The organism is Enterovirga aerilata (genome assembly GCF_013044135.1).
Classification (GTDB): Bacteria; Pseudomonadota; Alphaproteobacteria; order Rhizobiales; family Beijerinckiaceae; genus Enterovirga; species Enterovirga aerilata.
Genome location: NZ_JABEPP010000002.1, coordinates 400640 through 424121 on the forward strand (window position 1 = coordinate 400640; position 23482 = coordinate 424121).

A 23482-nucleotide genomic window follows, 5' to 3' on the forward strand; every position below is an offset into this window, starting at 1 on the left:
TTCGCCTTCTCCGGTTTCCCAGATAGCGGCCCTTCGGCCACACCGCCGGGCAGAGACCCCGGCCATCCGAATATTTTACCAATCGTTAGAGGTTGAGTGGTCGAGTTGACACATCGTCAACCTCTGGAGCGATCGCCGCCGTTCTAGCTCCCCAGAGCCCCCCGGCATCCGCATTGCTTCGAGCGAGTGTTTCGGAGATGGACCGTGAGCAGGCCACTGAGCGTACTTCTCGTCGCGAGTGACGGCCTTACCCGTCAGATCACCGCGAACGGACTCAACATGTACGGCTACGAGCCGCTTCTCGCCCGCGATGGGGCGGAGGCGATGGGGATCCTGGAATCCGAGCGGCGCGTGGACGTCCTCGTGGTCGATGCCGATATCGGCGGCGACCTCAGCGGGCTCGCAGTGGCCAAGGCGGCCCGCCTGCTCCATCCCCGGATCGACGTGATCTACGCCTCGCGCGCGCCGCATCGCATCCCGGACGAAGCGAAGGTCAAGGGCGCGCCCTCGATCCGCACGCCCTATCAGCCGCAGCAGATCGTCGGGATGATCGGCGAGCTGCGCTACCGGATGCCGGCCGACGGGATCGACCGCCGCGTTGCCTGAGACGGCCGTCTACACGGCCATCACTCCGGCGCAGCGGGTTTCGGCCCCGGCGAGAGAACCGCCTTCGGGAAGGCGCTCACCACCATGGCCCGGGCGATGTGCTCGGCCATGCAGCGATAGCCGAGGTCGTTCAGATCCGTGGTGTCGATCGGCGCGATCTCGCCCTTGCGGCCCCGCTCGAGGAATTCCATCGCGGCGTAGCGCCGGACCAGCGGCACGTTCTCGCTCGCCGCGACCTGCCGCAACGCCCCGCGGATCGCGGCATAGTTCTCGTCCGCGGCGAGCTTGGGGCTGTACTGCAGGCCGACCAGGATGACGTCCACCCGGTGCTCCTTGAGCCATTGGACGGTCTCGCGCACGGACCGCTCGAAATCCTCGGCCGAGACCCGGGCCAGGGCGTCGTTCGTACCGACCTGCCAGAGGACGACGTCGGGCTTCTCCAGCGCGACCTGGAGCTTGATGCGCTCGGCCGTGAGCGCTGCGACCTCGCCGGATACGCCCCGGTTCACCATCACGACGTTCAGGCCCTTGAACGCCTGCTCCAGGATCGCCTCCACCTGCGCCTGGTAGTTCTTGGGCGGGCTGCCTGCGCCGCCGACGGCGGAGGTTCCGATGGCCAGGACGCGCAGCTCGCCGCCCTTGCGCAGCTTCTCGACCGTGCGCGGAAGCGGTGCGGCGCTCGTGATGTCCGCACTCGGCGCCTCGCACAGCCGGCTGAGCTGGGGTGGAGGCGGAGGCGGCGCTTCCGCAACCTGCGCCGCGGCGCTGCCCGGCAGCGCCGTCAGGCAGCAGAGGGAGGCAGCGGCAAGCGCGCGGAGCGCTCCTGAAGCCGTGCGCGCAACTCGGACAGCCATGCCGTAAACCCCAGAAGGGCTATCCCGATCAACAGGATAGGGAGATCGATCAATATATCACCTCCGAGCGCAAAGCGCAGGATCTGCGCGGCGATGCTGAGCAGCGATCCCACGCAGAACACGTTGAGCGAATTCCGGCCGAGCATCGACAGGAAGAGCGCGACCGGACGGAGATGCCGCGCCACCAGGTAGAACGTGCCTCCGAACGCGGCGACGAGCGCGAGAAAATGAATGAGGCGGGCCGGCGTCTGGAAGGTCTTGTCGAAGATGAAGAAGAGCGGCGGCCAGGGTACCTCGGTCGGATCGGGCGCCCAGTTCGTCTTGGCCACGACCAGCCCGACCAGCAGCAGGATTGCGGCCGCGCCGCGCACGGCGGGACGGTGCCGGCGGATGGCGGCCCGGACCGGCGACTGCCCCGCAAGGCTGAAGCCGAGCACGAAGACGAGCTGCCAGGCGAAGGGATTGAAGTACCAGTTGCCTTCGACCGGCCATGTCGGGAGGTTGATCTCGAAGGTGAGCGCCACCGCATAGATCAGGAGCGAAAGCGGCAGCACGAGCCGAGGCTGGAGATGGTGGATCACCGCAAGCGCCGGCGATCCCAGCATCAGGGTCACATAAAGTGGCAGGATGTCGAAGAAGCCGAGCTGATGCGAGAGCAGGATCAGCCCGACATGGGCCGGAACGGGGTCCTGGAACACGGCGGCGGCATTGTGCCACTCGAGCAGCAGCGGGTTCTCCAGGAGCAGGGCGGCGGCGGCGATCAGCCCGATGGCGATCATGGTGATCAGGATCTGGGCGGCGTAGAGCGTCACCGCCCTTTGCCCCAATCGCAGCACAAGCCGGCCGAGGCCGAAATTCTCCGTGACGCCATCGGACAGCCGGCGGAGCGACCAGCCGGCCAGGAACACGAACAGCTCGGCCGAATCCGAGAGGCCGAGGTTCCGATGGGTCAGCCGCTCGAAGGTGAAGCCCGGGATGTGGTTGATGAAGATGGAGACGAGCGCGAGACCGCGCCAGAAATCAACCTCGTTCGCCTTACGCATCCGGTCCGTCCGGTCCTCGGCCCAACTTGGCTTTCCGCCCACCCGGCGGCGTTGCGATCTGCCGCCGCTCGGACCGAATGTACGTGAGGTCGAGCCGTTGCAGAACCCGTTCACTTCTTCGCGGGCCGCCTTTCCACCTCACGGTCCGCTCGCCACCGCCGCTCCCGCAATGTGAGCGGGCTCAGCCTTTCGCGAGCAGCAGCACGACGCCGAGGACCGTCGCCGCGATCCCAGCGACCAGCCGGGCATGGAGCCTTTCGCCCCGCAGCAGCACCGTGCTGAAGGCGAGCGTGAACAATGGGTAGATCGCGACGAGCGGCGCGACGACGCTCACGCGGCCGATCGACAGGGCCGAGTAGAGAAGAAGGACCGAAGCCCCGTTCAGCAGGCCGACGCAGCCGAAGAGCGGCGCGGCCTTGAGGTCGGGCAGGAGCGGCCTGCCGCGGCCCAGCCAGAACGAGACGGCCAGCATGACGAAGGCCGACGCGGCGTAGCTGATGACGGTTGCGGCCAGCGGATCCGGCCAGAAGGCGAGGCCGAGCTTCACGACGGGCTGCGCGGTGCCGCGGATGACCGCGGCGGCCAGCGGAATCGCGAGGGAGACCGCCGACCAGGTCCGCGTCTCCAGCCTGCCTCGAATCGAGAGGAGCGCCACCCCGCCGAGGATGCTGGCGAGGCCGACCGCTCCCTGAGCCGTGAGGTGGTCGCTGAGAATCAGGATGCCGAACGCCACCGCGAAGACAGGAGTCGCGTTTCCCAGCGCGCCGGCCAGGTTCGGGCCGAGCAACCGGTTCCCCTGGAAGGAGAGAAGCGTCACCGCGACCGGGAAGAACAGCCCCGTTCCCGCGAAGATCGCCGCGGCACGCGGCTCGAAGCCGGCAGGGTCCAGCCGCACCAGGCCGATCAGGCAGAGGACGAGCGCGGTCGTCGGCAGGCTCACGGTCGCGCCGGCCAGGACCGATTGCCCGCGCAGCCCGATCTGCGCCAGCACCAGCGCCAGGGCGTAGCAGGCGGCGGAGGCGAGCGCCGTCAGCGCGACCATGCCCGCCGAGCCTTGATCTGATCCATGCCTCTCCCCGACCCCTGGCCGGCCCTTTTGCAGAAGCGCCGTCCGAGGGTCGAGGCAGGCGGGATCGAAAAACGGGTTCGACGCAGACCCCCGGCTCGCCTCGATCGACAGGCTCGTCACAGCGGAAGCCGGGTGAAACCGCGCTGCGGCTCGTCTAAGGAATCCGGCTCTGTGCGGAAACCCCGGCCGGGATCATGAACGACCTCAGAAAACACTTCGTCGTCGAGCCCGGCTCGAAGGTGGACCTCTCCCGAATCGACCCGGGCGACACCTCCCGGATCGGCACCAAGGAGGAGGCGCGCAAGCGTCTCGAGGACGCCATCGAGATCGACGGGCTTCAGGACCGGCTCTTCGCCGAAGGACAGCGCGCGCTCCTGATCGTTCTCCAGGGCATGGACACCAGCGGCAAGGATGGGACGATCCGGGCCGTGTTCCGGGCGACCGGCCCTGTCGGGGTGGTCGTCACGGCCTTCAACCGGCCGACGCCGGAAGAGCTCGCGCACGACTTCCTCTGGCGCGTGCACAAGGCCTGCCCGCGCCGCGGGACGATCGGCATCTTCAACCGCTCGCAATACGAGGACGTTCTGATCGGGCGCGTGCGCAAGCTGGCGCCCGCGCATGTGATCGAGCACCGCTACAACCAGATCAACGCCTTCGAGGACATGATCGCGAGCTCGACGAAGGTCCTGAAGTTCATGCTCCATATCTCGAAGGACGAGCAGGCCGAGCGGCTCAAGGCGCGGCTGGAGGACCCGCGCAAGCACTGGAAGTTCGATCCCGGCGACCTGGAGGACCGGGGGCTCTGGAGCGACTACATGCACGCCTACGAGCAGGTGCTCTCGCGCTGCTCGACCGAGCTCGCGCCCTGGTACGTGATCCCGAGCGACAAGAAATGGGCGCGCAACGCCGCAATCGCCTCCATCGTGCGGCGCACGCTGGAGGAGATGAACCCGCGCTATCCCAATCCGGATTGGGATCCGGAGGAATTCAGGGTGGTCTGACCGCCCCAGCCGCGTTCCCGGAAGCGATCATGCCCTACGCCATCGTCAGAACCGAGCCGAAGCACGAAGGCTGGTGCAGCCTTCTCCTCGCCACCCTGCGCAAGCCGGACGGCGGTGAAATCCGGCGCGAGCTCGAGGATCACGGCGCCGCGGTCGCCGTGCTGCCCTACGACCCCGAACGGCGGGTCGCCATGATGGTCCGCCAGTTCCGGACGCCGGTGCTCTTCGTCTCTGGCGGGCAGGACCTCCTCGAATGCCCGGCCGGGCTGCTGGACAGCGACGACCCGGTGGCCGATGCGCGGCGCGAGGCGGAGGAGGAGGTGGGCCTTCACCTGGCCGAGCTCGAGCCGGTCTCGACGGTGTGGTCCATGCCCGGCATCTCGACCGAGCGGATGCATCTCTTCCTCGCCCCCTACTCGGCATCCGACGTCCGCGGCGAGGGCGGCGGCCTCGCGACGGAGCACGAGGACATCACGAAGCTGGAGCTCCCGCTCGGCGAACTCGCCGCAATGGCCGATGACGGCCGGCTCGACGACATGAAGACGCTCCTGCTGGTGCAGACCCTGCGGCTGCGCCGACCGGATCTCTTCCTCGGCTGAGTCGACCCGATCGGATCGCGAAGCCGTGGCATATCGGCCACGCCGGGCGGCAAAAAGGTGTCGATCCCCAGGCGGAACTCAGGGATAAGGGCAGCCCTGCCGCTTTCCGGCCCGATTTCGTCCTGACGGTCCGGCCCGCACAGGTTACGGTGAATGAATGGTTCGTCTTGCCCTTCTCGGCTGCGCCGCAGCCGGGCTCGCCCTCTCCGCCACGACGCTCGCGGCCGAGGAGTTTCAGGGTGAGCCCGCCGGTCTGGCCAGCGAGGCGAAGCCTGCACGCCCGGCGGCGAAGCCGGTGCCCCGCAAGGTGAGCGTGCTGCCGCCGGCCCGTCCCGGGGGTGAGGACGAAAGCGTCGGGCCCGCCGCGCCGGGCCAGTTCGTAAGCGCCATCGCGGGCGCCCAGCCACCGCTCCCGGCGCAGTTTCAGGCCGCGTCTTCGCCGCCAGCCCCTGCGGTCGCGGAAGAGCCGGTCCAGGTCGCGTCCGTCGAAACGCTGCCGCCGCTCCGGCCATCCTTCCCGACCGAGGCCGCCCGGCAGGCCCAGCCTCCTACAGAGCAGGCTGCAGGCGAGGCCGAGACCGGCCCGGTCCCGCCGCCCCGGCCCGATTTCGCCGAGATCCCGGCTCCCGCCCTCGCGGTCGCAGCCGTCCTGCCCCCGGAGCGGCCCGCCTTCCCGACCGATCTCGAGCCGGCCGCCGTCGCCGCACTCCCCGAGCCGCAGCCGGCCCCGCCCGCGCAGCCCCGCTCGCTGTTCGGCGCTCTCTTCGGCACCCCGGCTCAGACCGCGCCCGCGGAGCCCGCCGAGGAGCCGATGATCCGGACCGGCCGCGACTTCCTGGACGAGCGCATCGCCTACCATGCCAAGCTGAACAACGTGCCGGCCGCGCTCGTGCACCGCGTCGTGGTGCGGGAGAGCAAGTACAATCCGCGCGCCGTCGGCCGCGGCGGCGCGATGGGCCTCATGCAGATCAAGCATGCGACCGCGCGCGGGCTCGGCTATGACGGCCCAGCTGCTGGCCTGCTCGATGCGGAGACGAACCTCACCTATGCGGTGAAGTATCTCGCCGGGGCCTACAGGCTGTCCGACGGCAGCTTCGACCGCGCCGTCCAGCACTATGCGCGCGGCTACTACTACGAGGCGAAGCGCCGGAATGCGCGGCTCGCGCTCAGGGGCCGCAACAACGAGCGCCTGCAGAAGCAGGCGGATGCCGCCGCGGCCATCGAGCAGGCGAGCCCGCCCGCCCCTGCGGCCGGCGCCCGCTCCCTCTTCACCGGCGCGCGCTGACGGGTCCTTCGGCCGCCGCGGCGGCCTTGCGGCTTCAAGCGGCTTGCAGTCATGGCCCCGGGCGAGGGATGATCGGCGCCGTGAACCTCGACGCCTGAGTCCACGTGACCTCGCATCCCCGCGACGCACCGCAATTCTACCTCACGGCGCCCTCGCCCTGCCCCTATCTGCCCGGCCAGCGCGAGCGGAAGGTCTTCACGCATATCGTCGGACGGCGCGCGCGCGAGATCAACGAGATCCTGACCCAGGGCGGCTTCCGGCGCTCGCAGACGATCGCCTACCGGCCGGCTTGCGAGGGCTGCCGCGCCTGCGTGTCGGTTCGGGTCGTGGTTGACGAGTTCCAGCCGTCGGACAACATGCGCCGCGTGCTCCGGCTCAATCGCGACCTCGTCGGCGCGCCCACGCCGAACCAGCCCTCGGCCGGGCAATATGCGCTGTTCCGCCGCTATCTCGACGCGCGGCACGGCGAGGGCGGCATGGTCGACATGACGGTGCTCGACTACGCCATGATGGTCGAGGACAGCCATGTCGAGACCGGGATCATCGAATACCGCCGCGCGGACGAGGCGGGACGGGATGGGCCGCTCATGGCGGTGAGCCTCACGGACTTCCTGCCGGACGGGCTCTCGATGGTCTATTCCTTCTTCGATCCCACCCTGCCGAAGCGCAGCCTCGGCAGTTTCATGATCCTCGACCACATCGCGCGCGCCAGGGCGCTCGGCCTGCCCTATCTCTATCTCGGCTATTGGGTCGAAGGCTCGCGCAAGATGGAATACAAGGCCCGCTACCGCCCGCAGGAGCGGCTCCTGCCGACCGGCTGGGCCAGGTTCGACTGAGCGCCCGGGAGGGCGCCCGCTCAGTTCCCGTAGAGGTAGTTCGGGAGCCAGAGCGTCAGACCGGGCCAGAGATACATGATCACCATGCAGAGGATCACGATCAGCATGTAGGGCATCATGCCGGCGAAGATCTGGTTGATGGTCACGTGCTTGGGCGCCACGCCCTTCAGGTAGAAGGCCGACATCGCGACCGGCGGGGACAGGAACGCCGCCTGCAGGTTCACGAAGACCAGCACCCCCCACAGGATCGGGTCGATGCTGAAATGCTTGAGCAGCGGCAGGAAGATGGGGACGAAGATGATGATGATCTCCGTCCATTCGAGCGGCCAGCCGAGCAGGAAGATGATCGCCTGCGACAGGATCATGAACTGGGTCGGCGAGAGGTCGAGCGAGAGCACCCATCGTTCGATCAGCGCCTGTCCGCCGAGGATGGCGAAGACGGCGGAGAAGAGCGCCGAGCCGACGAAGAGCCAGCACACCATGGCGGTTGTCTTCGCGGTCAGGAACACGGCCTCCTTGGTGCGCTTCCAGTCGAGCGTGCGGGCATGGAGGGCGAGCAGGAACGCGCCCGCCGCGCCGACCGCGGCCGACTCCGTCGCGGTGGTGATGCCGAACAGGATGACGGCCAGGACGACGACCGTCAGGATCGCGAGCGGCATCACCGAGGCGGTCAGAAGCTTGATCACCTGCAGCCGCTCCGGGGTCATCCGGCGGTAGTAGCGGACGAGGATGACGGCCGCGAAGACGGCGGCGATCGCGAAAGAGATATAGAAGCCGTCGGACGGGCCGGACGCGGCGGGCGTCGTGGGTGCGGACGCGACCGAGCCCAGCGGCTGAAGCTCAGCCGGGAGTTCCTCCTCGGCCCTGCCCTGCTGGTGGATGACGACGTACCACCACAGGAGCCATAAGGTCCCGAGGAGGAGACCGGCGGGGACGAGCGACGCGCCGAAATTCCTGACGATGCCCCAATAGCCGAGCGGCCTGCCGTGATCGTCCAGGGAAGACGCCCGCAAGGGCGAGACCAGCGCCTTGAGGAGGCCGGCCAGCATGTTCGGTGAATAGGCGGCCTGGAAGCGCCGCATCCAGTCCGGCACCGGGACCCGGTTCTGTTCCGGCGGAAGCGGCGGGGCGATCTTCGGCTGGAGGAGCGCCCAGCCGAGGATGTAGACGAGGTAGAGGAAGGACAGGAAGAAGCCCGGAAACATCGCCGCCGCATAGAGCTTGACGACGGATTGGCCGGCCACCGCCGCGTAGACGATGATCATCACCGAGGGCGGGATCAGGATACCGAGCGTGCCGCCGGCCGTGATGACGCCCGAGGCGAGCTTCACGTCGTACCCGGCCCGCAGCATCGGGTTCAGGGCGATCACGCCCATCAGCACGACGACGGCGCCCACAAGGCCGGAGGCGATGCCCCAGAAGGTGCACACGATCAGCGTCGCGACGGCCAGCGACGCAGGCACACGGCGAAAGGCGAGCTGGATCGAGTAGAACATCTTGTCGACCAGGGCGCCGCGCTCCATCACGTAGCCCATCAGGACGAAGAGCGGGATGGAGATCAGGACGTCGTTGGTCATCGCCCCGTAGGTCCGCTGGACCATGAGGTCGAAGACGCGGTTGTCGATCCAGTGCTCGGCCGGGTTGTAGAAGGCGTAGAAGCCGAAGAACATGCCGAGGCCCATCAGCGTGAAGGCCGTCGGGAACCCCATCAGGATCACGACGACGATCAGCGAGAGCATGAGAAGGCCGAGGGCGGGGTCGCTCATGTCTGAAGATTGTCCCCCATGCCGCGCTGCCGCGCGGCCTCGTCGATCCGATGGGCGCGCTCCATCGCTACCCGGCGGGCCTCCTCGTCGACGTGCTCGCTGCCGGCGAGCTGCTCGCCGACGACGTCCATCTCGGCGACGTCCTTGAGCCGGGCCGGCCACTCGCCCGTCCTCAGGCAGACGATCGCGCGGACGATCTCGGCCAGCCCTTGCAGCATCAGGAGGGCCCCGGCGATCGGGATCACCGCCTTGAAGTGGTAGAGCGGCGGCCCGCCCGCGGTGACGCTCGAATGTTCGGCGATGCGCCAGGAATGGGCGGCGTAATCGTAGCCCGCGTAGATCAGGGCGGCGATGCCGGGAAGGAAGAAGACGATGTAGAGGACGAGATCGAAGGCCGCCTGGGTGCGTGGCCTCATGGAGCTGTAGAGGAAATCGCCCCGCACATGCGCGTTCTGCGCCAAGGTATAGGCGCCGGCCAGCATGAAGAGCGTGCCGTAGAACATGTTCGAGGCGTCGAAGATCCACGCGGTCGGCATGTTGAACGCGTAGCGCTTGAGCACCTCGACGCAGACGAGCGCCATCAGCCCGATGATCAGCCAGGCCGCGGCCTTGCCGATCCAGGTGCTGATCTCGTCGACGATGAGCAGGAAGCGCTGGACCGTCATCGCGGGGCTTTCAGTGGAAGGGCCGTCATGCAGACGAGGCGGCCCGGCCCTCCGGTCGAGAGAAGGCGCCGCTCAGGTTTCCCCGAACGGCGCCTTCCGACCGGACGATCCCTCAGAGCTTCTTCGCTGCGGCGTTCTGTCCGAAGTAATGGTCGAAGGCCATGCGGCGGTTGACCACCGTATCCTGCTCCCAGCGCGTCACCCGCTCGGCATAGGCGATCTGCGACTGCATGATCTCCTTGAAGAGCGGATTGGACGCTGCGTATTTCCGCACCACTTCGTCGTAGACCTCGAGCTGCTGCTTGAGGATCGCGTCTGGCGTCTTGAAGAAGCGGACGCCGTCCTTCTGCTGCATTTCGACGTAGTCCTTCGAATAGCGGTCGATCGCCTTCCAGGACATGTCGGCCGACGCCGCCTCGACGGCGTTGGAGATGAGGGCGCGCATCCGCTCGGGCAGCGCGTCGAACTTCGTCTTGTTGAACAGGATCTCGAACTGCTCGGCGTTCTGGTGGTAGCTCTGCAGCATGCAGACCTTCGAGACGTCCGGGAAGCCGAGCACCCGGTCCGAGGAGGCGTTGTTGAACTCCGCCGCATCGAGGAGGCCCCGGTCCATGGCCGAGACGATCTCGCCCCCGGGCAGGGCGTTCACGGCGAGCCCCATGCCCTGGAACACGTCGATGGAGATGCCGACGGTGCGGAATTTCAGGCCCTTCAGGTCGTCGGGCCGCGCGACCGGCCTCTTGAACCAGCCGAGCGGCTGAGTGGGCATCGGCCCGTACATGAACGACTGCACGTTCGCGCCGATCGACGCATAGAGCTTGTCGAGGAGTTCCTTGCCGCCGCCGTATTTGTGCCAGGCGAGGAGCATGTTGGCGTCCATCGCGAAGCCCGGCCCCGAGCCCCACAGGGCAAGAGCCGGCTGCTTGCCGTAATGGTACACGCAAACGCCATGGCCGCCGTCGAGCGTGCCCTTCGAGATCGCGTCCAGGATGCCGAAGGCCGGGACCACCGCGCCGGCGGGCAGGACCTCGATCCTGAGGTCGCCGCCGGTCATGTCGTTGACCTTCTTGGCGAAGTCCAGCGCGTATTCGTGGAAGATGTCCTTCGAGGGCCAGGTCGACTGCCAGCGCATGGTGATCGGGCCCTGCGCCTGCGCGACGGCCGGAGCCGCGAGCCCTGCGGCGGTCGCGACGGCCGCTCCTTTCAAGAACCTGCGCCGGCTACCCTTACCTTGGGTCATTGGTTCCTCCCACCGTTCCGGTCCTTGCCGGACCGATTGGCGGAGCAACTAAGAACCAAGAGCGGCCCGTGACAAGCGCTCCAGGGCAGCCGAGGCCTAAGCTTTTCGTCTTGGGTGCGCGCAGGCTGGACCGGGCGCCGGAGCCCGGTCCCGCCTGTCGCAACCGATCCGCTACTCGCAGATCTCGCGCGGGCGGACGTCCCAGCCCCAGCCCGGGACCCAGACTCGCCGGTGGACGACGTAGCACTCGGCGTAATCCGGCGGGGGCGGAGCATAATAGGCCGGCGGCGCGGCATAAGCAGGACGGGCCGCGGACGCGATGGCCGCGCCTGCGGCGATGCCCCCGAGAATGCCGACGGCGGCGGCGGCGCCGGGATTCCAGCCGCGGCGATAATAGCCGCCCGCCTCCGCCGGCGCGGCCGCCGCAACCGTGAGGGCCGCAACCGCAGCGGCAGCGACGATCTTGGTGGAAGCCATGTCAATCCTCCATCTGCCGGCGGCTGCGATCCTGGCCGGCTCGGAATGCGAGCTTCGCATGGGCGAGCTATCGCTTCGGTGAATGCGGTGCCGTCCGAACGTTCAGTTTTGGCACGGTGCCGCTTTGCCGCGAGAGGCAGCAGACCGCCCGAAAGTCGGGCGCTTCCTCGCTTGACAGCCGTTCGGGCCGGCGGGAGATTGTTAGTGTACAAATGAAAATCGAGGCCGCCCGGTCCATGTATCTCCGGCCCAATACGCTGAAGGAAGCCTGCGACCTCCTCGCGGAACGGCCGGCGCAGATCCTGTCCGGCGGCACCGACATCTACCCGGCCCTCGTCGATCGTCCCTCTCCGGAGGCCGTACTCGACATCTCGGGCATCGACGGGCTCCGGGGTGTGGAGCAGGGCGGGCGCGAGATCCGCATCGGGGCGCGCACGACCTGGTCCGAGCTCGCCCGGGCCGACCTGCCCCCCGCTTTCGATGCGCTGCGTGCCGCCGCACGCGAGGTCGGGTCCGTGCAGATCCAGAACGTGGCGACGATCGCGGGCAATCTCTGCCATGCGTCGCCGGCCGCGGACGGCGTGCCTCCGCTCCTGATCCTGGATGCACAGATCGAGCTCGCGAGCCGGACCGGCCTGCGGCGGCTGCCCCTCTCAGACTTCGTGCTCGGGAACCGCCGGACGGCGCGCCGGCCCGACGAGATCCTGTCGGCCGTCATCGTCCCGCGGGCAAGCGCCGGCGGGTGCTCCGCCTTCGTGAAGCTCGGCAGCCGTCGCTACCTCGTGATCTCGATTGCCATGGTCGCGGTCCGGCTCGCGGCCGATGGGGGGAGCCGCATCCGAGAGGCGGCGGTCGCGGTCGGATCCTGCTCGGCCGCTGCCCAGCGACTCGGGGCGCTCGAGAGGGACCTCGTCGGCCGCTCATGGCACGAGGACCTCGCCTCGCTGGTGACGGGCAGGCATCTCGCTCCGCTGTCGCCGATCGACGACGTCCGCGGCAGCGCCGCCTACCGGCTCGAAGCCGCGCGCGAGCTGATCGGCCGCGCGCTCGATCTCTGCCGTCCGGAGCGCGCCCATGCGGCATGAAGGCAGGCATATCGGCTTCGTGCTGAACGGCCGCCCGGTTGCGAGCGCCTCGCCCCCGATGGCGCGGCTGACGCGGGTGCTGCGCGAGGAGCTCGGGCTCACGGGGACCAAGGTCGGCTGCGACGCGGGCGATTGCGGCGCCTGCACGGTGCTGCTCGACGGCGAGCCGGTCTGCGGCTGCCTCGTCCCGTGCGGACAGGCGGACGGACGCAATGTCACCACGATCGAGGGGCTGACGGCGGCGAGCGGGACGGCCCAGCGCCTGCAGCGCGCCTTCCTGCGCCATGGCGCGGCCCAGTGCGGGATGTGCACGCCCGGCATGATCGTCGCCGCCACCGCGCTGCTCGACCGCAATCCCGCCCCGAGCGAGACGGAGATCTCGGATGCGATCGGCGGGGTGCTCTGCCGCTGCACCGGCTACCGCAAGATCCTCGCGGCCGTGCTCGACCATGCCGCCACGGCTCCGCCCTGCCCTGCTCCACTGCCCGGGCGTGCGGTCGGCGGTCGGGTCGAGCGCCTCGATGGCATCCGCAAGGTCGAGGGCCGCGATCCGTTCGGAGCGGACGCCGTGCCGGCCGACGCGCTTCTGCTGCGGGTCGTCCGCAGCCCGTATCACCGGGCCGCCTTCGTTTTCGGCGATCTGGACGGCTATGCCGCCGTAAACGGGCTGGCCGCGATCCTGACCGCCCGCGACGTCCCGGGCCGGAACCGCTACGGCGTCATCCCACCCTTCGCCGACCAGCCGGTCTTCGCCGAGCGCGAGGCCCGGTTCCGGGGCGAGGCCGTCGCGGCCGTGGTGGGCGAAGCGAGCGCGGTCGAGAAGCTCGACCTTGCCGCCTTCCCCGTGACCTGGACGGAGCTTCCGGCCCATACAACGCTGGACGCCGCGCTCGCGCCCGGCGCGGAACTCGTCCATTCGGACCGGCCCGGCAACGTGCTGGTCCGCGGCCGCGTCGTCCGCGGCGATGTCGAAGCCGGGCTCGCCGCCGCCGATGCTGTCGTGGAGGGGGAGTTCGAGACCGGCTTCGTCGAGCATGCGCCGATCGAGCCGGAGGCCGGCTGGGCCCGCCGGGTCGGAGACCGTATCGAGGTCATTGCCTGCACGCAGGCCCCCTACATGGACCGCGACGATACCGCGACCATCCTCGGCATCGCCCCGGAGCAGGTCCGGATCATCCCGACCGCCGTCGGCGGCGGCTTCGGCACCAAGCTCGACCTCTCCGTGCAGCCCTTCCTGGCGCTCGCCGCCTGGACGCTGGGCGCCCCGGTCCGGATGACCTATTCTCGGCCGGAATCGATGATGACCACCACCAAGCGCCATCCCGGCCGCATGACGGTCCGGGCCGGTGCCACCCGCGACGGCCGGATCGTTGCGCTCGACTTCGCGGGCGACTTCAACACAGGCGCCTATTCCTCCTGGGGCCCGACGGTCGCGAACCGCGTGCCGGTCCATGCCTCCGGCCCCTATCTCGTCCCGAACTACCGCGCCCTCACCCGCGCCGTGCACACGCATCTCGTGCCCGCCGGCGCCTTCCGCGGCTTCGGGGTGCCTCAGGCCTCGGTCGCCGTTGAGCAGCTCTACGACGAGCTCGCGGACCGGATCGGCATGGACCGGCTCGAGTTCCGGATCCTGAACGCGCTCACGGGCGACCAGCCGACCGTCACCGGGCAGGTGCTCGGCGAGGGCGTCGGCATCCGCGCCTGCCTCGAGGCTCTCCGCCCCCATTGGGAGCGGGCGAGAGAGGAGGCGGCGGCGTGGAATGCTCGTTCGGACGAGCTCGACGGTAATCCCTCCCCCTTGAGGGGAGGGCCGAGCAGGCGCGAAGCGCCGCCCGGGGTGGGGGTCGAGCAGGAGGAACCGACCGAGTTGCCGTCTGCGCCACCCCCACCCGGCTCGGCCTGCGGCCGAGTCCGCCCTCCCCTTAAAGGGGAGGGATTACGGGCAAGCCATCTCCGCCGTGGGGTCGGCGTCGCGGGCATGTGGTACGGCTGCGGCAACACCTCCATGTCGAACCCGTCCACGATGCGGATCGGCATCCGGCCGGACGGCCGGGTCGTGCTGCACCAGGGCGCCGTCGATATCGGCCAGGGCTCGAACACCGTCATCCCGCAGGTCGCGGCGGACGCTCTTGGGGTACCGCTCGATGCGTTCGACTACGTCTCGGCGGACACGGACCTCACGCCCGATTGCGGCAAGACCTCCGCCTCGCGCCAGACCTTCATCACCGGCAAGGCGACCGAACTCGCCGCCCGGGCGCTCCGGGCCGAGATCCTGCGCCTCGCCAATGCGGGCGAGGACGCCCGCATCGTGCCCAGGGAGGACGAGATCTGCGTCGAGGACGGCGAGCACCATCGGCGCATCCCGCTGGCCGACCTGCCGGTGGACGAGCACGGTTACGTGCTCGCGGCCGAGCGGACGTTCGACCCGCCCACGACCCCGCTCGACCAGGACGGGCAGGGCGAGCCCTACGGACTCTACGGCTTCGGCGCGCACATGGCCGAGGTGGAGGTCGATACCCGGCTCGGCACGGTAAGGGTGCTGAAGATCACCGCCGCGCACGATGTCGGCCGCGCCATCAATCCTACCCTGGTCGAGGGGCAGATCGAGGGCGGCGTCGCGCAGGGGCTCGGCCTCGCCCTCATGGAGGAGTTCTTCCCGGGCCGAGGCGAGAACCTGCACGATTACCTCATCCCGAGCGCCGGCGACGTGCCGCCGGTCGAATCGATCCTGATCGAGGCCGCCTCCCCGGCCGGCCCGTTCGGGGCCAAGGGCATCGGCGAGCAGGCGCTAATCCCGACCGCACCCGCGATCCTGAACGCCATCTACGACGCGACCGGCGCCCGCATCCGCCGCGTGCCGGCGACACCGGACAGGGTCTTGACGGCGATGAGGGAGCGCTCCGCCCCTGATCCCTCCCCTGCAGGGGAGGGCCGAGTCGGCGAAGCCGACCGGGGTGGGATTCCCCGTCATCCCCCTTCGTCGGGCCTGGCAGGCCCGACACCTCCCCCTGCAGGGGGAGGATCAGCGGCGAGCTTCCCATGAGCGCCGAACTCACCTCCCCTGCCGCAAAACCCGCGGACGACCGCATCCGCTGCGATGCCTGCCCGGTCATGTGCTACATCCGGCCGGGGCAGGCCGGCGCCTGCGACCGCTATGCCAACCGCGACGGCGAGCTGATCCGGGTCGACCCGCATATCGTGCTGGAGCGCGTCGTCGAGGCGGGCGGCAACGTCGTGCCGTTCTCCGCCAATGCGGATGCCTGGGACGGCCGCGTCGTCGGCGAGCCCACGACCTTCGTCACGGCGATCGGCGCCGGCACGACCTATCCGGACTACAAGCCCGCGCCCTTCATCGTCGCCTCCGCGGTGGAGGGCGTCGACATGGTCACGGTCGTGACCGAGGGCATCTTCAGCTATTGCGGCGTGAAGGTGAAGATCGACACCGACCGCCATCTCGGCCCCGAGCGCGCCATCGTGCGCGCTTCGGGCGAGCCGGTCGGGCACGTCACGACGGGGGAATACGGCTCGCAGATGCTGTCCCTCGGCGGCGTGCACCACCTCACGGGCGGCTCGAAGAAGGAGGGCCGCGTCACCTGCGACACGCTGCTTGCGCTCTGCAACGGCCAGGCGGTCGAGCTCGCGATCGACGAGGGTTCGACCGTCACCGTCCAGGCCGGAAGGCCGCCGGTCGTCAACGGGCAGCTCGAGCAGCGCATGCGGGTCGGCTGCGGCTCGGCCACGATCGGCATGTTCGCCAAGCAATGGGAGGGCTTCGTCGACGAGGTCGTGGTCGTGGACGACCACATCACCGGCATCCTGTCCGAGCACCAGGCGGGCAAGCTCCTCGGCATCCCGGATACCGGCATCAAGATCCGGGGACGGCGCTCGACGCCCGGCCGCTACTTCCAGGTGGCGGAGCCGGGGACCGGCTGGGGCGGAACGAACATCTCCGACCCGCTCTCGATCCTGCTGCCCTTCGACCCGAAGGTAGCCCGGCCCGAGCTCACCATGCTCATGACCTCCACCACGGGGGAGCATTCTGCCTATTACGTGCTCGACGAGGCGCTGCGTCCGGTCGAGGCGGAGATGCCCGACCAGCTCCGCCGCTCGGTCGAGCTCATCCGCGAGAACTGCGAGCCGGCGCTCTCGACCGTGCTGTTCATGGCGGGTGCGGGCGGCTCGCTCCGGTCCGGCGTGACGGAGAACCCGGTCCGGCTGACGCGCTCGGTAAAGGACACCCTGACGCTCGTCACCTGCGGCGGCGCGCCGACCTATGTCTGGCCGGGCGGCGGCATCACCTTCATGGTCGACGTGACCCGGGTGCCCGAAAACGCCTTCGGCTACGTGCCGACGCCCGCCCTCGTGGCCCCGATCGAGTTCACGCTGAAGCTCGAGGATTACGAGCGGCTCGGCGGCCATATGGCCGAGGTGCGGCGGCTTTCGGACGTGCGTGGCCTCTCGCCGGAGCGGCGCTCCGTTCAGCCTCGCCGGGACAATCCCTGGCCGCTCGGCCCCACCGATCCGCGCAGGCTCGCCGGATGAGGGCGCAGTCCCGCATGCTCCCGGACGGCCGCCGGCTGCACCTGCAGGACGGCCCGATCGACCTCGTGGTCGAGGCGGTCGGCGAGCCCGACGCGATCCGAGTTGCCTACGCTGCGGCTGCCGGGCGGTTCGGCCCCATCCTCGACGAGCTCTGCGCCGAGCTGACGGAACTCCGCGCGCCGTTCCGACCGGGCCGCCTCTTCGCGAGCCCGATCGCGCGGCGCATGCAGGCGGCCATCGCGCCTTACGGGCCCGAGTGCTTCATCACGCCTATGGCCGCGGTCGCCGGAGCCGTCGCGCAGGAGATCGTCGACGTCATGGTCGCCGCGAGCCCGCTCGCCCGTGCTTCGGTGAACAATGGCGGCGATATCGCGCTCCACCTCGCGCCGGGCGAGAGGGTGCGGGTCGGCCTCGTGGACCGGCCCGACCGGCCCAGTCTCTTCGGATCGGCCACGATCCTGGCCGGCCACCCCGTCCGCGGCATCGCCACGAGCGGCTGGCGCGGGCGCTCCTTCTCGCTCGGGATCGCCGATGCCGTGACGGTCCTGGCCGACACCGCCGCGGCGGCGGATGCGGCCGCGACGGTGGTGGCCAATGCGGTCGACCTCCCGGGCCATCCGGCCGTGAGCCGCGTCCCGGCCTGCGACGTGCAGTGCGATTCCGATCTCGGCGAGCGCCCGGTCACGCGGGATGTCGGGCCGCTCGCAGAGGCGGAGATCGACGAGGCCCTGTCGCGCGGCCTCGTCTGCGCGGAGCGGCTGGTCGCGCGGGGCCTGATCCGCGCCGCCGCCCTGCATCTGCAAGGCGAGACGAGAGTAGCGGGCGCCTACCCTCCCCCTTGCGGGGAGGGCCGAGTCGCGCCGCAGGCGCGAACCGGGGTGGGGGTCGAGACGAATGTATCTCGACCGTCGCACCCTACCTTGTTCCACCCCCACCCGGCTCGGGCTGGCGCCCGAGTCCGCCCTCCCCGCAAGGGGGAGGGAAGGCGCGAGCTGGTCCCATGAAAGCCAAGATCCGCAAGATCGTGACACTGGTCGAGGAGACCCTGACCGAGATGGGCCGGCAGGTCTCGCCGCCGGCTCGGCGCGCCGCCGCCTTGGCGGTCATCGAGAACCCTTTTGCGGGCCGCTACGTCGAAGACCTGACCGAGCTCATGGACATCGGCGAGGAGCTCGGCCACCTCCTCACGGAAAGAGCCGTGCAGGCGCTCGGCATCGAGGGTCCGCAGGCCCAGAGCTACGGCAAGGCGGCGGCGGTCGGCGAGAACGGCGAGCTCGAGCACGCCGCGGCCATCCTGCACCCGAAGTTCGGCGCTCCGGCCCGGAAAGTGCTTGGCAAGGGGGCCGCGCTCATTCCCTCGTCCAAGAAGCGGGGCGGACCGGGCGTGCCGTTCGACATCCCCCTCGGGCACAAGGACGCCGCCTTCGTGCGCAGCCATTTCGATGGCATGGAGGTCCGGGTTGCGGATGCGCCGCGGGCGGACGAGATCGTCGTCGCGGTTGCCGTGACGGATTCGGGCCGGCCGCTGCCGCGGGTGGGCGGGCTCAAGGTGGCCGAGATCAAGGGCGAGGACGGCTTGCGATAGGCCTCCTGGCGGGTTCCAATCAGGCTTCAGCAGAAGGGAACACGGGCATGAGGACAGGATCTGTTTGGCTTGCGGCCTTGGCCGCCTCCGTCGCGCTGGGGGCAGCCGCCCCGGCCGCCCTCGCCCAGCAGGGCGAGATCAAGATCGGCGAGATCAACTCCTATTCCGGCCTTCCCGCCTTCACCGAGCCCTACCGCAAGGGCTGGCAGCTCGCGGTCGAGGAGATCAACAAGGCAGGCGGCGTGCTCGGCAAGAAGCTCGTCGTCATCTCCAAGGACGACGGCGGGCGGCCGGCGGACGCCGTGACCGCCGCGAACGAGCTCGTTTCCCGCGACAAGGTCGACATGCTCGCCGGCGCCTTCTTCTCGCATATCGGTCTGGCGCTCGCCGATTTCGCCAAGCAGAAACAGATGTTCTATCTGGCGGGCGAGCCGCTGACGGACGCGATCGTCTGGTCGGCCGGCAACAAGTACACCTTCCGCCTGCGCCCCTCGAACTACATGCAGGCCGCGATGCTGGCCGAGGAAGCCGCGAAGCTTCCGGCCAAGAGATGGGCGACGATCGCGCCGAACTACGAATACGGGCAGTCGGCGGTGGCGGTGTTCAAGCAGCTGCTCTCCGCCAAGCGGCCCGACATCGAATGGGTCGGCGAGCAATGGCCGCCGCAGGGCAAGATCGACGCCGGCCCCGTCGTGCAGGCCGTCGCGGCCATGAAGCCGGACGCGATCCTCAACGTCACCTTCGGGCCCGACCTCGTGAAGCTCGTACGGGAAGGCAATTCCCGCGGGCTGTTCAAGGACCGCGCCGTCGTCTCGTTCCTGACCGGCGAGCCGGAATATATCGACCCGCTCAAGGACGAGACGCCCGAAGGCTGGATCGTCACCGGCTATCCCTGGGACAGCGTCAAGACGCCCGAGCACGACGCCTTCCTCAAGGCCTACCAGGCCAAGTTCAACGACTATCCGCGTCTCGGCTCTGTGGTCGGCTATGCGCTCATCCAGTCGGCGGTCGCCATCATCAACAAGGCCGGCTCGACCGACACGGAGAAGCTGATCGCGGCCGCCCGGGGGCTCGAATTCGACACGCCTTTCGGCAAGTCGATGTTCCGGGCCATCGACCATCAGGCGACGCTCGGGGCCTTCGTCGGCAAGACGGCCGTGAAGGACGGTCGCGGCGTCATGGTCGATGCCGTCTACCGCGACGGCGCCAAGTACCTGCCCTCCGACGAGGAGGTGAAGAAGATGCGGCCGCAGAGCTGAGGCGGCGCTGTCATCGCCGGGCTTGTCCCGGCGACCCCGATTGGACGGCAAGACGGATCGGGATGGCCGGGCCAAGCCCGGCCATGACAAGCTCAGGAGCAGTTGGTGGATTTCCTCGTCGTCCAGTTCCTGACCGGCCTCGCGGGGGCGTCGTCGCTCTTCCTGGTCGCGTCCGGCCTGTCGATCATCTTCGGCGTGACGCGCATCGTGAACTTCGCGCACGGCGCGTTCTACATGCTGGGCGCCTATATCGCCTACACGCTGACCGAGCGCTGGTCCGGCGCGCTCGGCTTCTGGGGCGGGCTGATCGCCGCCGCGCTCGCGGTCGCCGCGATCGGCGCTCTTGTTGAGATCGTGCTCCTGCGCCGCATCTACCGCGCGCCGGAGCTCTTCCAGCTTCTCGCCACCTTCGGGGTGACCCTGATGGTGCAGGACCTCTCGGTCCTGATCTGGGGTCCGGAGGATCTCGTCGGCCGGCGCGCGCCCGGCTTCCGGCATTCCGTCGACATCCTCGGCCAGTCGGTCCCGAGCTACGACCTCCTCCTCATCGCACTCGGGCCGCTCGTGCTCGGCGGGCTCTGGCTCCTGTTCCACAAGACGCGCTTCGGCGTCCTGGTCCGCGCGGCGACGCAGGATCGCGACATGGTCGCGGCGCTCGGGGTGAACCAGCGCTGGCTGTTCACGGGGGTGTTCGCGCTCGGCGTCTTCCTGGCCGCGCTCGGCGGCGCGCTGCAGCTCCCCCGCGACGCGGTGAGCCACACGATGGACCTGCGCATCATCGTCGAGGTCTTCGTGGTGGTGGTGATCGGCGGCCTCGGCAGCGTCGGCGGGGCGTATCTGGCGGCGCTGCTCGTCTCCGAGCTCAACGCCTTCGGCATCCTCGTCATGCCCACGATCTCGCTCGTCCTCGTCTTCCTGGTGATGGCGGTCGTGCTCGTGGTGCGGCCCCATGGCCTGTTCGGGAAGCCCGAAGGCCCGCCTCGCGCGGCGATCGGCGGGCTGATCCGGCCGTGGCGGCCCCTCTCCGGTGCCGAGCGGCTCGGCATGGCGGCGCTCTTCGCCGCCGCGGCGCTCCTGCCGCTCGTCGCCGGCAGCTACGTCCTCTCGGTCGGGACGGAGATCCTGATCTTCGCCCTCTTCGCCGCGAGCCTGCAGCTCCTGATGAGCGCGGGCGGCATCGCGTCCTTCGGGCACGCGGCCTATTTCGGGCTCGGCGCATACGGGGCCGCGCTCGGTGCGAAATCGCTCGCCCTTCCCTTCCCGGCCGCCCTTGCCTGCGGCATCGCGCTCGGCACGCTCGGGGCCGCAATCTTCGGCTGGTTCTGCGTGCGGCTCTCGGGCGTCTATTTCGCCATGCTGACGCTGGCCTTCGCGCAGATCGCCTGGTCGGTCGCCTTCCAGTGGACGAGCGTCACGGGCGGCGACAACGGGCTCCTCGGGATCTGGCCACCCGCCTGGGCGTCGAGCCCGGCCGTCTTCTATTGGATCACCCTCGCCCTCGCGGCGGCGGGTGTGGCGGCGATCCGGGCGATCGTCTTCTCGCCATTCGGCTATGCGCTGAGGGCGGTGCGTGACTCGGCGCTGCGGGCGGAGGCGATCGGCATCGGCCGGCGCGGCGTGCAATGGACCGCCTTCGTGATCGCGGGCGGCTTCGCGGCGCTGGCCGGCGCCCTCTTCGCCTTCCTGAAGGGCAGCGTCTTCCCGGACAATCTCGGCATCCCGCTTTCGGTGGACGGGCTGGTGATGGTTCTGCTCGGAGGCGTCGAGACGGTCTCGGGCGCAGTCGTCGGAGCGCTCGTGTACCGGGCGCTGAGCGTCGTCCTGATGAGTCAGACCGACTATTCGAAGCTGGTCCTCGGCCTCTTCATCGTCGTCCTGGTCGTCGCCTTCCCGCGCGGCATCGTCGGCTCGTTGCAGGCGCTGCTGCCCCGGCTCCGCCGCGCCCGCGCGTCTTCGATCGGAGCAGCCGCGCTGAGGCCTGCCGAATGAGCGCTCCCCTCCTCTCCGTCGACCACCTGTCGAAATCCTATGGCGGGGTGAAGGCCGTCCAGGACGTATCCTTCACGCTGGAGCGCGGCGAGCTTCTCGCGCTGATCGGCCCGAACGGAGCAGGCAAGTCCACCTGCTTCAACATGCTGAACGGGCAGGTGAGGCCCGATTTCGGCCGCATCCGGATCGAGGGCCGTGAGACGACGGGGCTCGATCCGCGCCGCGTCTGGGCGCTGGGCGTCGGCCGCACCTTCCAGATCACGGCCACGTTCGGCTCGATGAGCGTGCGCGAGAATGTCCAGGTCGGGCTCCTGGCCCGGCACGGGGCGCTCGCCCGCATGACCGGCTTCGCCGGACGGACCCTCGCGGCGGAAGCCGACGACCTCCTGGCGCTGGTCGGCATGCGCGATGCCGCGGAGCGGCCCTCGGGCGAGCTCGCCTATGGCGACCTCAAGCGGCTCGAGCTCGCGGTCGCGCTGACCAACGAGCCCTCGCTCCTTCTGATGGACGAGCCCACGGCCGGCATGGCGCCGGCCGACCGGGTCGAGCTGATGCGGCTTGCGGCCGAGATCGCCCGCGCCCGGCGCATCGGCATCCTCTTCACCGAGCACGACATGGACGTCGTCTTCGAGCATGCCGACCGGATCATGGTGCTCGATCGCGGCCGCATCATCGCGGAAGGAACGCCGGCGACCGTCCGGCGCGACCCGAAGGTGCGCGCGGTCTATCTCGGGGAGGGCCACCTGTTCGGATCGGAAGCGGCGGCATGAAGCTCCAGGTCTCCAACCTCAACGCCTGGTACGGGCCGGCGCATATCCTCTTCGATCTCGACCTCTCCGTCGGCGAAGGCGAGGTCGTGGCGCTGCTCGGCCGGAACGGGGCGGGCAAGTCGACGACCTTCAAGTCGCTGGTCGGCCTCCTCGAGCGCCGGTCCGGCAGCATCGTCTACGAGGGGCGCGAGCTCGCCAGCCGGCCGACCCACGAGATCGCCCGCGCCGGGCTCGGCTACGTGCCGGAGGACCGGCGCATCTTCACGGAGCTGACAGTGGAAGAAAATCTCGAGGTCGGCCGCCAACCTGCCCGGCCCGGCGCCCCCGTCTGGACGCCGGAGAAGCTCTACGCGCTCTTCCCGAACCTCGCCGCCATGCGCAACCGGCCCGGCGGGCGGATGAGCGGCGGCGAGCAGCAGATGCTGACCATCGCCCGCACGCTCATGGGCAATCCGGGACTGGTCCTGCTCGACGAACCGTCGGAGGGGCTCGCGCCGAAGATCGTGGAGGACATGGCGACGGCCATCCTTGCGATGAAGCGCGAGGGGCTGAGCCTCCTCATCTCCGAGCAGAATCTGCACTTTGCCAGGCTCATCTCGGACCGCGCGGTGATCATCGAGCGCGGCAGGGTGCGGTTCTCAGGCACGATCGCTGAGCTGCAGGCCAATCCCGAGGTGAAGGAGGCGTATCTCGCGGTGTGAGGATCGAGACGCGCGTCATGGCCGGGCTTGGCCCGGCCATCTCAGGCAGCTAATCGGCTCCACCTGCGTGAGCCGCGCTCCGGCCGGGTCGTGGATGGCCGGGCCAAGCC

Annotated in this window: 21 protein-coding genes; 14 read left to right on the forward strand and 7 right to left on the reverse strand. The window is 69.4% G+C overall.

Annotation, left to right across the window (positions count from 1 at the left end):
* The first annotated feature begins 204 nt into the window (after nucleotides 1–204).
* Nucleotides 205–606 carry a response regulator gene (locus tag HJG44_RS07175; protein ID WP_171217673.1) on the forward strand — a complete coding sequence of 134 codons (402 nt, stop codon included), beginning with the start codon at nucleotides 205–207 and terminating at the stop codon, nucleotides 604–606.
* 20 nt (nucleotides 607–626) lie between these two features.
* On the opposite strand, the gene HJG44_RS07180 is transcribed toward HJG44_RS07175, so the two are convergent.
* From HJG44_RS07180 to HJG44_RS07190, 3 genes are all read right to left on the reverse strand, one after another.
* Nucleotides 627–1460, reverse strand: coding sequence for an SGNH/GDSL hydrolase family protein (locus tag HJG44_RS07180; RefSeq protein WP_171217674.1), 834 nt, complete (start codon nucleotides 1458–1460; stop codon nucleotides 627–629).
* The gene (locus HJG44_RS07185; RefSeq protein WP_171217675.1) at nucleotides 1388–2503 is read right to left on the reverse strand and encodes an OpgC family protein; all 1116 of its coding nucleotides are present in this window, start codon (nucleotides 2501–2503) and stop codon (nucleotides 1388–1390) included. The genes HJG44_RS07180 and HJG44_RS07185 overlap by 73 nt, the downstream gene beginning before the upstream one ends.
* A gap of 181 nt (nucleotides 2504–2684) precedes the next feature.
* Nucleotides 2685–3545 (reverse strand): DMT family transporter, encoded by an 861-nt coding sequence (locus HJG44_RS07190; protein ID WP_171217676.1) that lies wholly within the window; start codon nucleotides 3543–3545, stop codon nucleotides 2685–2687.
* Nucleotides 3546–3766: 221 nt separating this feature from the next.
* Between HJG44_RS07190 and HJG44_RS07195 the strand changes: the two genes are divergently transcribed.
* The 4 genes from HJG44_RS07195 (at nucleotide 3767) to HJG44_RS07210 (ending at nucleotide 7293) form a co-directional block, all read left to right on the forward strand.
* Nucleotides 3767–4573: a PPK2 family polyphosphate kinase gene (locus HJG44_RS07195; protein WP_171217677.1), complete on the forward strand. Its 807-nt coding sequence runs from the start codon at nucleotides 3767–3769 to the stop codon at nucleotides 4571–4573.
* A 29-nt stretch (nucleotides 4574–4602) separates the two neighbouring features.
* The gene (locus HJG44_RS07200; protein WP_171217678.1) at nucleotides 4603–5172 is read left to right on the forward strand and encodes an NUDIX domain-containing protein; all 570 of its coding nucleotides are present in this window, start codon (nucleotides 4603–4605) and stop codon (nucleotides 5170–5172) included.
* Between the two features lie 157 nt (nucleotides 5173–5329).
* On the forward strand, nucleotides 5330–6457 hold the full coding sequence (locus tag HJG44_RS23605; protein WP_246736097.1) for a lytic transglycosylase domain-containing protein: 1128 nt from the start codon (nucleotides 5330–5332) through the stop codon (nucleotides 6455–6457).
* A 104-nt stretch (nucleotides 6458–6561) separates the two neighbouring features.
* Nucleotides 6562–7293, forward strand: coding sequence for an arginyltransferase (locus tag HJG44_RS07210; RefSeq protein ID WP_171217679.1), 732 nt, complete (start codon nucleotides 6562–6564; stop codon nucleotides 7291–7293).
* A gap of 20 nt (nucleotides 7294–7313) precedes the next feature.
* Here the strand turns inward: HJG44_RS07210 and HJG44_RS07215 are convergent, their stop codons facing one another.
* From HJG44_RS07215 to HJG44_RS07230, 4 genes are all read right to left on the reverse strand, one after another.
* The gene (locus HJG44_RS07215) at nucleotides 7314–9059 is read right to left on the reverse strand and encodes a TRAP transporter large permease (protein WP_171217680.1); all 1746 of its coding nucleotides are present in this window, start codon (nucleotides 9057–9059) and stop codon (nucleotides 7314–7316) included.
* The gene (locus HJG44_RS07220) at nucleotides 9056–9724 is read right to left on the reverse strand and encodes a TRAP transporter small permease subunit (RefSeq protein ID WP_171217681.1); all 669 of its coding nucleotides are present in this window, start codon (nucleotides 9722–9724) and stop codon (nucleotides 9056–9058) included. Before HJG44_RS07220 ends, HJG44_RS07215 begins: the two co-directional genes overlap by 4 nt.
* Before the next feature lie 112 nt (nucleotides 9725–9836).
* Nucleotides 9837–10964, reverse strand: coding sequence for a TRAP transporter substrate-binding protein (locus tag HJG44_RS07225; RefSeq protein ID WP_171217682.1), 1128 nt, complete (start codon nucleotides 10962–10964; stop codon nucleotides 9837–9839).
* Between the two features lie 171 nt (nucleotides 10965–11135).
* Nucleotides 11136–11441, reverse strand: a complete 306-nt coding sequence (locus tag HJG44_RS07230) for a hypothetical protein (protein WP_171217683.1) — start codon at nucleotides 11439–11441, stop codon at nucleotides 11136–11138.
* Between the two features lie 212 nt (nucleotides 11442–11653).
* On the opposite strand from HJG44_RS07230, the gene HJG44_RS07235 reads away from it, so the two are divergent.
* From HJG44_RS07235 to HJG44_RS07280, 9 genes are all read left to right on the forward strand, one after another.
* Nucleotides 11654–12526 (forward strand): FAD binding domain-containing protein, encoded by an 873-nt coding sequence (locus tag HJG44_RS07235; RefSeq protein WP_246736098.1) that lies wholly within the window; start codon nucleotides 11654–11656, stop codon nucleotides 12524–12526.
* The gene (locus HJG44_RS23610) at nucleotides 12516–15569 is read left to right on the forward strand and encodes a molybdopterin-dependent oxidoreductase (protein ID WP_246736099.1); all 3054 of its coding nucleotides are present in this window, start codon (nucleotides 12516–12518) and stop codon (nucleotides 15567–15569) included. Before HJG44_RS07235 ends, HJG44_RS23610 begins: the two co-directional genes overlap by 11 nt.
* Nucleotides 15566–17068, forward strand: a complete 1503-nt coding sequence (locus HJG44_RS07250; protein WP_171217684.1) for a 6-hydroxynicotinate reductase — start codon at nucleotides 15566–15568, stop codon at nucleotides 17066–17068. Before HJG44_RS23610 ends, HJG44_RS07250 begins: the two co-directional genes overlap by 4 nt.
* Nucleotides 17065–18072, forward strand: coding sequence for a UPF0280 family protein (locus HJG44_RS07255; RefSeq protein ID WP_171217685.1), 1008 nt, complete (start codon nucleotides 17065–17067; stop codon nucleotides 18070–18072). Before HJG44_RS07250 ends, HJG44_RS07255 begins: the two co-directional genes overlap by 4 nt.
* A complete protein-coding gene (locus HJG44_RS07260) occupies nucleotides 18069–18653 on the forward strand; it encodes an amino acid synthesis family protein (protein WP_171217686.1) in 585 nt (194 codons plus the stop codon). Before HJG44_RS07255 ends, HJG44_RS07260 begins: the two co-directional genes overlap by 4 nt.
* Before the next feature lie 47 nt (nucleotides 18654–18700).
* Nucleotides 18701–19912, forward strand: a complete 1212-nt coding sequence (locus HJG44_RS07265; RefSeq protein ID WP_171217687.1) for an ABC transporter substrate-binding protein — start codon at nucleotides 18701–18703, stop codon at nucleotides 19910–19912.
* 105 nt (nucleotides 19913–20017) lie between these two features.
* On the forward strand, nucleotides 20018–21901 hold the full coding sequence (locus HJG44_RS07270; protein WP_171217688.1) for an ABC transporter permease subunit: 1884 nt from the start codon (nucleotides 20018–20020) through the stop codon (nucleotides 21899–21901).
* Nucleotides 21898–22671: an ABC transporter ATP-binding protein gene (locus tag HJG44_RS07275; protein WP_171217689.1), complete on the forward strand. Its 774-nt coding sequence runs from the start codon at nucleotides 21898–21900 to the stop codon at nucleotides 22669–22671. The genes HJG44_RS07270 and HJG44_RS07275 overlap by 4 nt, the downstream gene beginning before the upstream one ends.
* Nucleotides 22668–23372: an ABC transporter ATP-binding protein gene (locus HJG44_RS07280; RefSeq protein ID WP_171217690.1), complete on the forward strand. Its 705-nt coding sequence runs from the start codon at nucleotides 22668–22670 to the stop codon at nucleotides 23370–23372. Before HJG44_RS07275 ends, HJG44_RS07280 begins: the two co-directional genes overlap by 4 nt.
* The last annotated feature ends 110 nt before the right edge of the window (nucleotides 23373–23482 follow it).